This is a genomic window from Nocardioides soli, assembly GCF_014191495.1.
GTDB classification, from domain to species: domain Bacteria; phylum Actinomycetota; class Actinomycetes; order Propionibacteriales; family Nocardioidaceae; genus Nocardioides; species Nocardioides soli.
Window position 1 is genome coordinate 202,232 of record NZ_JACHWR010000005.1, and the last position, 14,323, is coordinate 216,554.

Sequence of the window (14,323 nt, forward strand, 5' to 3'; positions counted from 1 at the left end):
GATCGTCACTGGGTATCGGGACGGCGGGCCGGGCTCTAGTCGCGGTCGCGGTCGCGGGGCAGCAGGAGGTGGTACGCCGTGGTCTCGACGCGCCAGGTGCGCTGGCGCTCCGGGCCGTAGATCTCGCCGTCGGCGCTGCACCAGAAGGGGCCGCCGGAGACCGACACCCGCTCGCCGCGCAGGTAGGTGACGTCGTCGCGGTGGTGATGGGTCGCGGACCCGAGTCGGAGCCCGTAGAGCACGCGCGCCAGCGGGCCGGTCGAGCGGGAGATCATCACGTCCAGGCGGCCGTCGAACGGGTCGGCCTCGGGGGTCAGGCGGGTGCCGCCGCCGACCGACGGACCGTTGCCGACGGCGACCATCAGCACCGGTTCGTCGACGTCGCAGGCGACCTCGCCGTCGACCTCCACCCGCAGCCGTACGGTCGGCGGGTCGATCGCGGTCCGCACCGCGCCGATCGGGTAGCCGAGCCGGCCGAGGTTGACCGGGCCGAACCCGAGCGAGCCGAGGCGGTTCTTCCAGGCCGCGCCCCGCCGGCTCGCCTCCGCGCCGGCGCCGACGTGCACGTTGTTGACCACGACCTCGCCGACCTCGTCGACGACCAGGTCCATCGGCCGCGGCGCACCGGCCAGCACCACCCGAGCTGCCTCCGCGGGCTCGAGCGGCAGGCCGGTGCCGCGGGCGAAGTCGTTGCCGGTGCCGAGCGGGATCAGCCCGAGCACGGCGTCCTTGAGCTCCCGGCGCCGGTGCAGCGCGGAGACCACCGCGTGCAGGCTGCCGTCGCCGCCGGCGACGACGATCCGCCGCGAGCCGGCCCGGTGCAGCACGCCGTCGAGCTCTCCGGGCTTGCTCGTCGACGCGACCTCGACCGACGCCCGCTCGCGGAGCACGGCGAGCGCGGGCGCCAGTCGCTCCTCGTCCGAGGTGCCGGCCTCGGAGTTGGTGATCACCAGGAGCGGGTCCATTCCGCGGACCCTAACCGACGGCTCGGGCTCCCGAACCATCCTTTGGTAGCGTGTGGCCGCAAGAGCTCCGGTGCACTTGTGCCGGGGCTGCTTCGTTTTCTAGAGGGAGAACGCATGCCGGCGATCGCCATCATCGGAGCCCAGTGGGGCGACGAGGGGAAGGGCAAGGCGACCGACCTCCTCGGCAGCCGCGTCGACTACGTCGTGAAGTTCAACGGCGGCAACAACGCCGGCCACACCGTGGTCATCGACCGGGGTGACAAGCAGGAGAAGTACGCCCTGCACCTGCTGCCCAGCGGCATCCTCACGCCCGGCTGCACGCCGGTGATCGGCAACGGCGTCGTCGTCGACCTCGCGGTGCTGTTCGAGGAGCTCGAGGGGCTCGACGCCCGCGGCGTCGACACCAGCCGGCTGCGGGTCAGCGCCAACGCGCACGTGATCGCCGACTACAACCGGACCCTCGACAAGGTGACCGAGCGGTTCCTCGGCTCCCGCCGGATCGGCACCACCGGGCGGGGCATCGGCCCGACGTACGCCGACAAGATGAACCGGGTCGGGATCCGCATCCAGGACATCTTCGACGAGAAGATCCTGCGCCAGAAGGTCGAGGGCGTCCTCGACCTCAAGGGCCAGATCCTCACCAAGGTCTACAACCGCCGACCGGCCACCGTCGACGAGACGGTCGAGGAGCTGCTGGCGTACGCCGAGCGCCTCGCCCCGATGGTCTCCGACACCGGCCTGCTGCTGAACCAGGCCCTCGACCGGGGCGAGACCGTGCTGCTCGAGGCGGGCCAGGCCACCCTGCTCGACGTCGACCACGGCACCTACCCGTTCGTGACCTCCTCGTCGGCGACCTCCGGCGGCGCGTGCACCGGCTCGGGCATCCCGCCGACCCGACTGGAGCAGGTCATCGGGATCGTCAAGGCCTACACGACGCGCGTCGGCGAGGGCCCCTTCCCGACCGAGCTGCACGACGACGCGGGCGAGCACCTGCGCAAGGTCGGCGCGGAGTTCGGCACCACCACCGGCCGGCCGCGCCGGTGTGGCTGGTACGACGCCGTGATCGCCCGCTACGCCGCGCGCGTCAACGGCGTCACCGACTTCGTGCTCACCAAGCTCGACGTGCTCACCGGCCTGGAGCGGGTGCCGGTCTGCGTCGCCTACGACGTCGACGGCACCCGCCACGACGAGATGCCGGTCAACCAGACCGACTTCCACCACGCCGTACCCATCTACGAGTACCTCGACGGCTGGTGGGAGGACATCTCCGGGGCCCGCACCTTCGCCGACCTGCCCGCGAACGCGCGGCGCTACGTCGAGGCCGTCGAGGAGATGTCCGGAGCCCGGATCTCGGCCGTCGGCGTCGGCCCGTCGCGCGCCGCGACCGTCGTCCGGCACGAGCTGATCTGAGGCCGCCGGCGTGAAGACCCTCGTCATCGGCACCGGTGGCCGCGAGCACGCGCTGGCCCTGGCGCTCGCGCGAGACCCCGCGGTGCGCGAGGTGCACGCCGCGCCCGGCAACCCGGGCATGGCGGCGGTCGCGACCCTGCACGACGTCGACCCGATGTCCGGCACCGCCGTCGCCGACCTGGCGTTGTCGCTGGGCGTCGATCTGGTCGTCGTCGGCCCGGAGGCGCCGCTGGTCGCGGGCGTCGCCGACGCCGTCCGGGACCGCGGCATCGCGGTCTTCGGCCCATCGGCCGCGGCGGCCCGGCTCGAGGGCTCGAAGGCGTTCTCCAAAGACGTGATGGAGGCGGCCGGGGTGCCCACGGCCCGGGCCCGTACCTGCACGACCCCGGCCGAGGTGGCGGCGGCGCTCGACGAGTTCGGCGCGCCGCACGTCGTCAAGGACGACGCGCTCGCCGCGGGCAAGGGCGTCGTCGTCACGCGCGCCCGCACGGAGGCGCTCACGCATGCGAACGCCTGCGGGTGCGTGGTCGTCGAGGAGTTCCTGGACGGACCCGAGGTCTCGCTGTTCGCGATCTGCGACGGCACGACCGCCTACGCGCTCCAGCCGGCCCAGGACTTCAAGCGGATCTTCGACGGCGGTCGCGGGCCCAACACCGGCGGCATGGGCTCCTACACACCGCTCACCTGGGCGCAGCCCGACCTCGCGTCGGTCGTGCTCGAACAGGTCGTCCGGCCGACGCTGGCCGAGATGGCGCGTCGCGGCGCGCCGTTCGTCGGCTGCCTGTACGTCGGACTGGCGCTGACCGCGACCGGCCCGCGGGTCATCGAGTTCAACGTCCGCTTCGGCGACCCCGATATCCAGCCGGTGCTCGCGGTGCTGGAGTCGCCGCTGGGCGAGCTGCTCGCCGCGGCCGCGAACGGCCGGCTCGCCGACGTACCGCCGCCGCGGTTCCGCGACGCCGCCGCCGTCACCGTGGTGCTGGCCTCCGCCGGCTACCCCGAGTCCTCGTCGAAGGGCGACGTCATCACCGGCGTCGACCGGGCCGCAGCCGGCCCCGGTGTCGACGTGATCCACGCGGGCACCGCCCGTGCGGGCGACGACCTGGTCACCGCCGGCGGCCGGGTGCTCGCCGTCCGCGCGGTCGGCACCGACGTGGCCGACGCCCGCGCCAAGGCGTACGCCGCCGCCGACCTGGTCTCCTTCGACGGTCTGCAACGGCGCGGCGACATCGCCGCCGAGCCGCTCGGTGTCGTCGAGGGTGCCTCCGTCCGTTGAATCGGGACTTCTGCCGGTTGAGTCCGGACTCTTCTCCCGATTCAACCGGCAGCAGTCCCGACTCAACCGTCATGGGAGGATGAGGCACGTGATCGTGCCCAACGTCCTCGCCACTCGCTACGCCTCCGCCGAGCTCGCGGAGATCTGGTCTCCGGAGCACAAGGTCCGGCTCGAGCGGAGGCTCTGGATCGCGGTGCTGGAGGCGCAGCGCGACCTCGGCATCGAGGTGCCGGAGGGGGCGATCGAGGCCTACCGCGAGGTCCAAGACAAGGTCGACCTCGACTCGATCGCCGCGCGCGAGCGGGTCACCCGGCACGACGTGAAGGCGCGGATCGAGGAGTTCTCCGCGCTCGCCGGGCACGAGCACATCCACAAGGGCATGACCAGCCGCGACCTGACGGAGAACGTCGAGCAGCTGCAGGTCCGCCAGTCGCTCGAGCTGGTCCGCGACCGAGCCGTCGCGGCGCTGGCTCGGCTGGGTCGGCTGGCGGCCGAGCACGAGGCGACCGTGATGGCCGGCCGCAGCCACAACGTGGCTGCGCAGGCGACCACCCTCGGCAAGCGGTTCGCCACGGTCGCCGACGAGATGCTGATCGCCCTCGACCGCGTCGAGGAGCTGATCGCCCGCTACCCGCTGCGCGGCATCAAGGGTCCGATGGGCACCGCCCAGGACATGCTCGACCTGCTCGACGGCGACGCGTCGAAGCTGGAGCGGCTCGAGGAGCGGGTGGCCCACCACCTCGGCTTCGAGCGGGTGCTCACCAGCGTCGGCCAGGTCTACCCGCGCAGCCTCGACTTCGACGTCGTGAGCGCCCTGGTGCAGCTGGTCTCCGGCCCGTCCAACCTGGCGACCACCATCCGGCTGATGGCCGGCAACGAGCTGGTGACCGAGGGCTTCCAGGAGGGCCAGGTCGGCTCCTCGGCGATGCCGCACAAGATGAACAGCCGCTCCGCCGAGCGGGTCAACGGCCTCGCCGTGGTGCTCCGCGGCCACCTCTCGATGGTCAGCGAGCTCGCGGGCGACCAGTGGAACGAGGGCGACGTCTCCGACTCCGTCGTACGCCGGGTGGCGCTGCCCGACGCGTTCTTCGCCGCCGACGGGCTGTTCGAGACGTTCCTGACGATCCTCGACGAGTTCGGGGCGTTCCCGGCGGTGATCCAGCGCGAGCTGGACCGCTACCTGCCGTTCCTGGCCACCACGAAGGTGCTGATGGCCGCCGTACGCAACGGCGTGGGCCGCGAGGCCGCCCACGAGGCGATCAAGGAGGCCGCGGTCGGCACCGCCCTCGACCTGCGCCGGGGACAGGCGGAGAACGACGTGTTCGACCGGCTCGCCGCCGACGACCGGCTCGGCCTGACCGCCGAGCAGCTGGCCAGCCTGGTCGCCGACCCGATCACGTTCACCGGCGCCGCGGTCGGCCAGGTCGAGGCCGTCGTGCGCCGGATCGCCGACGTCACCGCGCGGCACCCCGAGGCCGCGGCCTACGCCCCCGGCGCGATCCTCTAGCGCCCCCAGGTCACGACGTCGCGGACCGCGTCGGGCGCGCTCTCCCGCAGCTCGTCGTCGGGCTCGGAGCCGAGCGCGTCGTTGACCGTCGAGAAGGCCATCCGGAGCGCCACGAACGTCGTGATCGCGAAGATCCGGGCGTCGTCGTGCCCCGCGTCGCGCAGCGCCTGCACGTCGTCGGCGGTCGCGCCGTTCGGGTCCCGGGCGACCTGCCGGGCCCAGCGAGCCATCGCCCGCTCGGAGTCGCTCAGGCGCTCGTCGGACCCGGCGAGGACCGCGGCGGCCAGCTCGGGATCGGCCTCCTCGCTGAGCTTGCGGCCCCAGGCGAGCGAGCAGTAGGAGTCGCCCAGCGTGGCCGCGCACGCGGTCACCAGGATCCCGCGGTCGCGCATGGTCAGGCCGCCCTGGCGGGCGACCGCGCCGAGCAGCTCGAAGAGGGCGTCGTGCGCGTCGGGGTGATGGGCCCACGCCCGGTTCAGGTTCATCACGTAGCCGTAGTCGCGGACGTCGGCGTCGTACAGCGCCCGGACCCGCGGCGTCGGCGCCGGCTCGCTCAGGAAGCTCATGCCTCAGTGTGATGGCGGAGCGCGCGCACCGCCATCGCCAATGAGGCGGAGAGCAGCACCAGCCCGGTCAGCAGGGCGGCGCGCAGCCCGGCGCCGCCGTCGTACGCCGCGGCCGTGAGCTGGTAGACGGTCATCGCCAGGGCGGCGCCGATCGAGGCGCCCATCCGTTGCCCGGTCTGCAGCGCGCCACCGGCGGCGCCGCCCATGCGCGGCGGCACCTCCTCGAGCGAGAGCGTCATGTTGGGGGAGACCACCCCGCCGCCGCCCAGGCCGGCCAGGAAGGTCGCCGGGACCGCGGCCAGCCACAGCCGGTCGAGCGAGGTGTCCGGGACCAGGAGGGCGACCAGCACGACGCCGGCCATCATCGTGAGCAGCGCCAGCACCGTCACCCGACGGTGCAGCGTCGAGACGATCCGGCCCGAGAGCGGCGCGGTGATCGCCGAGCCGACGGCGAAGGGGCACATCAGCAGTCCGGCCTCGAGCGGCGAGAGCCCCAGGTCCTCCTGGTAGTGGATCGACAGCACCAGGAAGAAGCCGGTGAAGCCGGTGAAGTAGAGCGTCCCGACGGCCACGCCGTTGGCGTAGCCGGGGGTACGCCGCAGCAGCGCGATGTCGAGCAGCGGGGCTCCGCCGGTGCGCACCAGCCGCAGCTCGCGGCGGATGAACAGCCACGCGAGCGGGACCGCCCCGACGAGGAGGAGCAGCGGCAGCCGGTCGCCGCCCTCGACCGCCACCGTGGGCAGCAGCACGCACAGCACCGCGGCGCCGAGCAGGGCGGCGCCCAGCAGGTCGAGCCGGGCCCCGGTCTCGCGGCGCTCGCGCGGTCGCTGCGGCACCAGCCGGGCGACGGCGACCATCGCGGCCAACCCGATCGGCACGTTGACGAGGAAGATGTAGCGCCACCCGTGCTCCTCGCCGAAGGCCCCGATGATCAGTCCGCCCAGCACGGGGCCGGTCGCGGACGAGATCGAGACCACCAGACCGAACAGCCCGAACGCCCGGGCCCGCTCCTGGCCGCGGAACAGCTGCTGGATCAGCCCGGAGTTCTGCGGGGTCAGCAGCCCGGCGCTGGCACCCTGGACGAGGCGGCCGACGACCACCCAGGCGGCGTTCGGCGCCAGCCCGACGCCGGCGCTCGCCACGATGAACCCCGCGAGCCCGATCAGCATCAGCCGCCGCCGACCGTAGGCGTCGCCGAGGCGGCCGCCGGTGACGAGCGTCAGTCCGAACGCCAGCGCGTACCCGGAGACCACCCATTGCACGGTCGCGAACGACGTGTGCAGCCCGTCTCGGATCGAGGGGAGCGCGACGTTGACGATCGTGACGTCGAGCAGCGCCATGAACCCGATCACCAGCGAGACACCGAGGATCCGCCAGCGATCGGGATGCGGTGCGTCGGTCCCGGTGGCCGTGCTGGTCGCCAGGGGCTCCTCGGTCACCCCGTCCTCGTTCCCCGGTCACCCGGACGGCATGCCAGGAGCGCTCGTGACCCGGACGCGAAATCCGTGCCATAGGTCGTGCTCCGAGTGCGTGCCTCGCCAGGCGGCGGAGCGCAGGGCTACCGGGCGCATCTCAAGCTCTGCCAACGCAGCGAGGGGCGTGCTCGGGGTGCGACATTGGGTGCGGACTTCAAGTTCGGGTCGCTAGGCCCGGGCGTGCCCACCCCAGTTGGCGAGCTTGGTCGCGACCGCGTGCAGGTCGGCGCGCCAGACCGCCTCGTCGACCGGCGGCAGGATGTCGTCCCACTCGACGGCGTACGAGCCCTTGATCTGGGAGAAGCCCTCCGGCCGCGCCAGGAACCACACGTGGAAGTGCGAGCAGCCGTCACCCCAGCGGTTGACGTGCACCCGGCCGACGTGGGGCAGCCCCTGCATGATGCGGACCAGGCGGTTGGCGATCCGGCCGAACTCGGCTGCCTGGTCGTCGTCGAGGTCGCCGGTGTCGAGGTGGTCGCGGCTCCACAGCGTGAGCACCAGCGGCAGTCCCGACGGCGTGGGGTCGGTGAGGAGCTGCCAGTTCTCGTCCTCCCAGACCACCCGCTCCGGTGCGAAGCCCGCGCACGCTGGGCATGGACCACCGCCCTCGTCGCCCAGCCGTGGTGCCTCGGGCGCGGGTGCGGAGAGCGGCTTGGGCGCGACCGCGCCGTCGACCACCTCCCAGGGGAAGATGTCCCATCCGCTCATCTCGGGAGCGGGCAGGCGACCATCGGCGGCAGCGGCCACGACGCGGGCGTGGATCTCGGGTGCGGACTCCGGCATGACCTCACTCTGCCAGCCGGTCGCCGGCGGCGGGACGGGACCCCGGACAATCCCGCCCCGCCCCGGTCAGCGCCGGACGCGAACCCGCATCGCCGCCGTCCAGGAGCCCTGCCCGGCGGTGTTGACGGCGGCGACCCGGAAGTGGTGCGCGCCGCGCTTCGGCGTCCGCACCGTGGCGGCGAGTCGCGCGGAGCGGCCGTCGCGCACGGTCACCCAGTGCTTGCCCGACCGGCGCTGCACCACGTAGTCGGTGACCGGGGCACCACCCGTGGTGGCCGGTGCCGTCCAGCGCAGCTGCACGCTGCGGCCGCGCACGGTGGCCTTCAGCGACCGCGGGGCGGACGGCGCGACCGCCGTCGGCTCCGGCTGCGGCTGGGGCCCGGGGGTGGGCTGCGGCTCGGGCTGCGGGTCGGGCTGTGGGTCGGGGCCTGGCGAGGTCTCCGGCGCGGTCGGGACGGCCGACACCGGGTCGGAGGACCAGCCGGGACCCTCGGCGTTGTACGCCGTGACCCGGAACCGCACCTCGGTGTCGTTCGCCAGTCCGGTGGCGGTCCAGGTGAGCTCCGCGGCGGTGACCCGGGCGACCCGGTCCCACTGCTCGCCGTCGGTGGACCGGGAGACGTGGTAGCCGAGGACCGGGGTGCCGCCGTCGTCCTCCGGCGCCGTCCAGGTGAGCGTCACCGTGCCGTCGCCGGGCTCGGCGCGCAGGTCGCGGGGGGCGCCGGGCGGGGCGGCCTCCTGCTCGGTCGCGTAGCCGAGGTCGACGACCAGGTCCTCGTCCTCGCCCAGCTCGAAGGCGAGGGACTCCTCGTCGAGCGTCGACACGTAGCCGGCGGGCGCGTAGTGGCGGAAGCTGTAGGACTCGCTGACCAGCCGCTCGATCCGGTAGTGGCCCTGGTCGTCGGTGTCGGAGCACGGGTACCACTCGAGCGCGGGGGAGCGCACGCACACCTCGGCGCCCGGGAGCACCGGCTCGCCGGCGTCGCGCACGCCGTCGCGGTCACGGTCGTGGAAGACCACGCCGCGCACCACGCCGTCGGGACCGTCGACCCCGAGGTGGACGGTGCCGGTGCCGTTGCGGCCGACGTCGACCACGGCTGCGGACGCCGGGGTGGTCTGGTCCCAGCCGTGCCAGGGCGACACGGAGAGCTCGATGGTGCCGTGGGGGAGGGCGGGGAGCCGGTAGGTCCCGTCGTCGTCGGTGAAGATGCAGTGGTCGGCCTTGAAGTGGCGGTCCACCGCACACACCCGGGTGTCGGCGAGACTCGGCTCACCGGCGTCGCGCGCGCCGTCGCGGTCGCGGTCGTGGAAGACCTGCCCGGTCACGGTCGCGGTGCCGGTGACCACGCCGAGGTCCAGCTCCTCGACGGTCTCGTCGGACGAGACCGCGGCAACGCGATGGCCGGTCGAGTAGGAGCCCTCCGGCAGTGAGGGGTGGAGATCGATCGTGCCGGCGATCAGCGACCCGATCTCGTAGCCCCCGCCGCTCCCGCTGGTCACGGAGTCGGGGTGGCACGCGCCGCCCATCGGGATGTTGACGCAGGCGATCTCCAGGCCGGAGAGGGGAGCCTCGCCGGCGTCGCGAACGCCATTGCGGTCGGCGTCCTCGTACACGACGCCCCGCACCTTGGCGTCGCCCTCCTCGGGGAAGGGGCGACGGTCGGTCAGGCCGAAGTCGACCTTCCCCCAGCCGGCGCCGTTGCGGATCTGGACCACCTGCGGCTGCAGGTCGGCCGGCGTCGTCTGGATGCGAGGTCCGACGCCGAGGGCGATCAGCCAGGTGCCGTCGGCGAGGCCGTCGAAGGTGAAGCGGCCGACCCCGTCGGTCCCGGTCCAGGTGCGCTCGAGGCGTCGGGTGCCGTCGAGGCGGTACGCGGAGAACCCGACGTAGGGGTAGGTGTGGGCATCGATGCCCCGCTCACCGTCGTCCCGCCTGCCGTTGAGGTTCGCGTCGTCGTAGATGGTGCCCCGGATCTCGGGGACGTCGAGCTGCTCGAAGTCGTCGGTGGTCACCGTGGTCTGCGGGCCGTCGGTGGAGAGGTTGTCGTCCCCGTCGACCGCCTGCACGGTGAAGGTGTACGTCGTGCCGGGGGCCAGGCTGTCGACGACGTGGGTGCGCGCCGCGGCGTCGAGTGTCGCGATCTGGGTGTCGCCCCGGAAGACGCGGTAGCCGGTGACGCCCTGCTCGTCGGTCGCCGCCTCCGTCCACCGCAGCGTGACCGAGGTGTTGGTGACGTCACGGGCGACCAGGCGCGTGGTGTCCGGCCAGGTCGGGACGGTCGCGGCCGTCGTGACCCGCAGCGTCGGCCCGCCCGTGCTCCAGCCCCCGCCGGCGTCGCCGGCCTCCACGGAGACGGTGTACGTCGTGCCCGGCTGCAGGCCGGTGACCCGGAGGGTGCGCTGCGAGCCGGGGACCGTCGCGACCGTCGTCGAGCCGCGGCGTACCCGGTAGCCGGTGACCGCCACGTCGTCGGTGGCGGCGGTCCAGGAGAGGGTCAACGACCGCGCCTCCACGTCGGTGGCGGTCAGCTCGGAGCCGGACGGCCAGGTCGGCGGGTGCTCCGCGGAGCAGCCCGGGTTCGGCGCCAGCACGCGGGTCGTGCCGCCGACCTGGGCGACGTGGGAGGTCTCGGTGGCCTCGAACGAGATCGCGCCGACCGGGTCGGTGCGGGTGGCGAGCACCTCGCCGTCGGCGACGCGGACGAGGCGGCTGGTCATGAAGCTGGCGTCGTTCTGGGTCACCAGCGCGAACATCGACCCGCAGGGGCTGAAGTGCCAGTGTGCGGGTCCGGTGAGCGTCTCGGAGAGGACCGCGCGGCCCCCGCGCAGGTCGACCAGGGTGGCCTCGACGGAGCTCTGCCCGCTGACGTAGGCGAGCAGGAAGCCGTGCCCGGTGGGGCTGAAACCCCAGCCGGCGGCGCCGAAGCGTTTGCCGGCGCTGCCGGGCACCGAGAACGAGTAGGTGGTGCTGTACGCCGTGCGCCCGGTCGCCGCGTCGAACACCAGGACGCTGGTGGTGGTGCCGCTGGTGCTCCACAGGTGGATGATCCCGAAGTAGGCCCCGTCGGGGCTGAAGCCCAGCGCGGCGTCGCCGACCTGCACCGTCTGCTGGATCACCGCGGTGGCGGGCTTGGTCGCGGTCAGGTCGTAGACCTGGACCTCGAGCAGGCCGCCGACGACGCGATGGGTGACGAACCGCTGCTCGTCGGGGCTGAACCCCCACTTCGTGGCCGCCGTGGTGAGGGTGAGCACGGTGGACGAGTCGTCGACCCGGCGCACGGTGAGGGTGGTCGTGGGCGGTGCGCCCGTGGCGGTGACCCGGTAGCGCGGCTGGTGGTCCTCACCGGGCGCCGACGAGCTGCCGTCGAGCTCGACGTTCGGGGCGACGAGGCCGGCCGGGGTCTCGTAGTCGCCCTTCTCCGTGCAGCCGCAGTCGCCGGCGGCGGTGGACACCGGGACGGACGCCGCCGTGGGGGAGGCGGCGTACGCGCCCGTCCCGGTGGTCAGGGTGGCCAGCAGGAGCGCCACGACCAGGCCGAGCGTGCCGCCGGACAGCAGTCGTCGCCAGGCGTGGGTGGGCGTCGTGGAACTCGTGTGTCGGGATCTGCTGGTCACGAATCGTCTGTTGCGTCGGGGCGCCCGACCGGTTCACTGGTCTGGACCACCGCGGCCCTAGAATCCGCGGTGTGGCCGACCTGAACATCCCGCCCGCGCCCGCGATCGAGGGGGCCACCCACCTCCACTCGGGCAAGGTGCGCGACCTCTACGAGCTGCCCGGCGGCGAGCTGCTCATGGTCGCCAGCGACCGGATCTCGATCTTCGACTTCGTGCTCGACACGACGATCCCCGACAAGGGCGAGATCCTGACCCGGATGTCGCTGTGGTGGTTCGACCAGCTCGCCGACCTGGTGCCCAACCACGTGATCTCGACCGACGTCCCCGAGGCGGTCAGGGGCCGTGCGGTGGTGTGCGAGCGGCTGTCGATGTACCCGGTCGAGTGCGTGGCGCGGGGCTACCTCACCGGCTCCGGCCTGCTCGACTACCGCGCGACGGCCAAGGAAGGGCACAGCGTCTGCGGGATCGCGCTGCCGGAGGGCCTGGAGGACGGAAGTCGCCTGCCCGAGCCGATCTTCACCCCCGCCACCAAGGCCGAGCTCGGCGACCACGACGAGAACGTGTCGTACGACGCGGTCGCGTCGACGATCGGCGCCGAGCGGGCCGCGGAGCTGCGCGACCTCACGCTCGCGGTCTACGGGCGCGCCGAGGCGATCGCCCGCGAGCGCGGGATCATCCTGGCCGACACCAAGCTCGAGTTCGGTGCCCGCCCCGACGGCACCACCGTGCTCGCCGACGAGGTGCTCACCCCCGACTCGTCCCGCTTCTGGCCGGCCGACGAGTGGCGGCCGGGCCGCACCCAGCCGTCGTACGACAAGCAGATCGTGCGCAACTGGGCGCTCTCGCCCGAGTCCGGCTGGGACCGGTCCACCGGCGAGGCGCCGCCGGCGCTGCCCGACGAGGTGGTCGAGCGCACCCGCAGTCGGTACGTCGAGGCGTACGAGCTGCTCACCGGCCAGCGCTGGTAGGAGCCGACTCCGGAGGAGTCGGGTCGAGAAGTGTCGGCGGAGTGCTGGTCGACCTTCGTGACTCGTGAGTAGGTTGACGGCATGACGACGTACAACCTGGCGAGCCTCCTCGAGGACAGTGCGGCGAGCTACCCGGACCGGGCGGCGATCGTGTTCGCCCCTCCCGGTGGGCCGAGCCGGAGGCTGTCCTACGCCGAGGTCGACGCGTTCGCCAACATGGTCGCCAACCTGTTGGTCTCGCGCGGGATCGGTCCGGGAGACAAGGTCGCGCTGACCTGTCCGAACCTGCCCTACTTCACCGTCGTCTACTACGGCATCCTCAAGGCCGGCGCGGCCGTGGTGCCGCTCAACGTGCTGCTCAAGGCGCGCGAGGTCGCCTACCACCTGGGCGACTCCGACGCCCGGGCGTACTTCTGCTTCGAGGGCACGCCGGAGCTCCCGATGGGCGAGGAGGGGTACGCCGGGTTCCAGCAGGCCGACGGCTGCGAGCACTTCTTCGTGATCACCGCCGACCTGGCGGCTCCGTCGCCGATCGAGGGCGTCGAGACGATGGCCCAGGCGATGGGCGGCCAGCCGGCCACGTTCGAGGCGGTCGCCACCGACGAGGACGACACCGCGGTGATCCTCTACACCTCCGGCACGACCGGCCAGCCCAAGGGCGCCGAGCTGCGACACCGCAACATGCGCGACAACGCGCTCTCGGGTGAGGCGCTCTTCGGCGCCAGCGCCGACCGCCCGGACACCTACCTGTGCGTGCTGCCGCTCTTCCACTCCTTCGGCCAGACGGTCTGCCAGAACGGTCCGTTCGGGTACGGCGGCACGATCGTGATGCTGCCGCGCTTCGACGCGCGCGGTGCGCTGGACCTGATGAAGCAGGAGCGGATCACCTTCTTCGCCGGGGTGCCGACGATGTACTGGGGCCTGCTCGGCGCGCTCGAGAGCGCCCAGGCCGACGGCCTCGACGTGACCCAGCTCGCCGACAACCTGCGGATCGCCGTCGCGGGCGGGTCGGCGCTGCCGGTCGAGGTGCACAAGGAGTTCCAGAAGCGTTTCGGCGTCACGATCCTCGAGGGCTACGGGCTCTCGGAGACCTCGCCGGTGGCGTCGTTCTCCAAGCACGGCGAGCCGGTGCGGGTCGGCTCGATCGGCGTGCCGATCCCCGGTGTCGAGATGAAGCTGATCGACCCCGCGTCGACGCGCGGGGCGTGGCGCGACGTCGAGGGCGCCGACGAGATCGGCGAGATCGCGATCAAGGGCCACAACATCATGAAGGGCTACCACGACCGCCCCGAGGAGACCGCCGAGGCGATCGACGACGGGTGGTTCCGCTCGGGCGACCTGGCTCGGCGCGACGAGGACGGCTGGTACTACATCGTCGACCGCTCGAAGGACATGATCATCCGCGGCGGCTACAACGTGTACCCGCGCGAGATCGAGGAGGTCCTGATGAGCCACCCCTCGGTCTCGCTCGCCGCGGTGATCGGCGTGCCCGACGAGAGCCACGGCGAGGAGATCAAGGCCGTCGTGATCAAGGCGCCCGGCGCCGAGATCACCGAGGACGAGCTGGTCGCCTGGAGCAAGGAGCAGATGGCGGCCTACAAGTACCCGCGGATCGTGGCCTTCGTCGACGCGCTCCCGATGACCTCGACCGGCAAGATCCTCAAGCGCGAGCTGTCGTAGGGGGCCGGTGGTTTCGAGACAGGCGCTAGGGCGCCTTCCTCAACCACCGTGATCCCCAGCGTGGACCGGGTGGTTTCG

Annotated in this window: 10 protein-coding genes; 5 read left to right on the forward strand and 5 right to left on the reverse strand. The window is 72.8% G+C overall.

Annotation, left to right across the window (positions count from 1 at the left end; genetic code table 11):
* Nucleotides 1-35 precede the first annotated feature (35 nt).
* Complete coding sequence (locus tag FHU40_RS25185; protein ID WP_221200277.1) at nucleotides 36-965, reverse strand: diacylglycerol/lipid kinase family protein; 930 nt, start codon at nucleotides 963-965, stop codon at nucleotides 36-38.
* A gap of 114 nt (nucleotides 966-1,079) precedes the next feature.
* On the opposite strand from FHU40_RS25185, the gene FHU40_RS25190 reads away from it, so the two are divergent.
* The 3 genes from FHU40_RS25190 (at nucleotide 1,080) to purB (ending at nucleotide 5,158) form a co-directional block, all read left to right on the forward strand.
* Entirely contained in the window at nucleotides 1,080-2,375 is a 1,296-nt protein-coding gene (locus FHU40_RS25190; RefSeq protein WP_183595254.1) for an adenylosuccinate synthase, read from the forward strand.
* Between the two features lie 10 nt (nucleotides 2,376-2,385).
* A complete protein-coding gene (purD, locus tag FHU40_RS25195) occupies nucleotides 2,386-3,651 on the forward strand; it encodes a phosphoribosylamine--glycine ligase (RefSeq protein ID WP_183595255.1) in 1,266 nt (421 codons plus the stop codon).
* Between the two features lie 79 nt (nucleotides 3,652-3,730).
* Nucleotides 3,731-5,158 carry an adenylosuccinate lyase gene (gene purB, locus FHU40_RS25200; RefSeq protein WP_183595256.1) on the forward strand — a complete coding sequence of 476 codons (1,428 nt, stop codon included), beginning with the start codon at nucleotides 3,731-3,733 and terminating at the stop codon, nucleotides 5,156-5,158.
* Here the strand turns inward: purB and FHU40_RS25205 are convergent.
* From FHU40_RS25205 to FHU40_RS25220, 4 genes are all read right to left on the reverse strand, one after another.
* Nucleotides 5,155-5,724, reverse strand: coding sequence for a carboxymuconolactone decarboxylase family protein (locus FHU40_RS25205; RefSeq protein WP_183595257.1), 570 nt, complete (start codon nucleotides 5,722-5,724; stop codon nucleotides 5,155-5,157). The genes purB and FHU40_RS25205 overlap by 4 nt on opposite strands.
* Nucleotides 5,721-7,163, reverse strand: a complete 1,443-nt coding sequence (locus FHU40_RS25210) for an MFS transporter (protein WP_343058050.1) — start codon at nucleotides 7,161-7,163, stop codon at nucleotides 5,721-5,723. Before FHU40_RS25210 ends, FHU40_RS25205 begins: the two co-directional genes overlap by 4 nt.
* A 204-nt stretch (nucleotides 7,164-7,367) precedes the next feature.
* Nucleotides 7,368-7,982 carry an HIT family protein gene (locus tag FHU40_RS25215; protein WP_183595258.1) on the reverse strand — a complete coding sequence of 205 codons (615 nt, stop codon included), beginning with the start codon at nucleotides 7,980-7,982 and terminating at the stop codon, nucleotides 7,368-7,370.
* Between the two features lie 66 nt (nucleotides 7,983-8,048).
* Nucleotides 8,049-11,597, reverse strand: a complete 3,549-nt coding sequence (locus FHU40_RS25220) for a fibronectin type III domain-containing protein (protein WP_183595259.1) — start codon at nucleotides 11,595-11,597, stop codon at nucleotides 8,049-8,051.
* Between the two features lie 71 nt (nucleotides 11,598-11,668).
* Between FHU40_RS25220 and FHU40_RS25225 the strand changes: the two genes are divergently transcribed.
* Together FHU40_RS25225 and FHU40_RS25230 are read left to right on the forward strand one after the other, a co-directional pair.
* Entirely contained in the window at nucleotides 11,669-12,565 is an 897-nt protein-coding gene (locus FHU40_RS25225) for a phosphoribosylaminoimidazolesuccinocarboxamide synthase (RefSeq protein ID WP_183595260.1), read from the forward strand.
* A gap of 81 nt (nucleotides 12,566-12,646) precedes the next feature.
* Nucleotides 12,647-14,245, forward strand: a complete 1,599-nt coding sequence (locus FHU40_RS25230) for a long-chain-fatty-acid--CoA ligase (RefSeq protein ID WP_183595261.1) — start codon at nucleotides 12,647-12,649, stop codon at nucleotides 14,243-14,245.
* Nucleotides 14,246-14,323 lie beyond the last annotated feature (78 nt).

Bases quoted from the DNA above. Each gene is read 5' to 3' on its own strand.
- FHU40_RS25205 (WP_183595257.1), bottom strand. From the start codon at position 5,724: ATGAGCTTCCTGAGCGAGCCGGCGCCGACGCCGCGGGTCCGGGCGCTG.
- FHU40_RS25190 (WP_183595254.1), top strand. From the start codon at position 1,080: ATGCCGGCGATCGCCATCATCGGAGCCCAGTGGGGCGACGAGGGGAAG.
- FHU40_RS25215 (WP_183595258.1), bottom strand. From the start codon at position 7,982: ATGCCGGAGTCCGCACCCGAGATCCACGCCCGCGTCGTGGCCGCTGCC.
- FHU40_RS25185 (WP_221200277.1), bottom strand. From the start codon at position 965: ATGGACCCGCTCCTGGTGATCACCAACTCCGAGGCCGGCACCTCGGAC.
- FHU40_RS25230 (WP_183595261.1), top strand. From the start codon at position 12,647: ATGACGACGTACAACCTGGCGAGCCTCCTCGAGGACAGTGCGGCGAGC.
- purB (WP_183595256.1), top strand. From the start codon at position 3,731: ATGAGGCACGTGATCGTGCCCAACGTCCTCGCCACTCGCTACGCCTCC.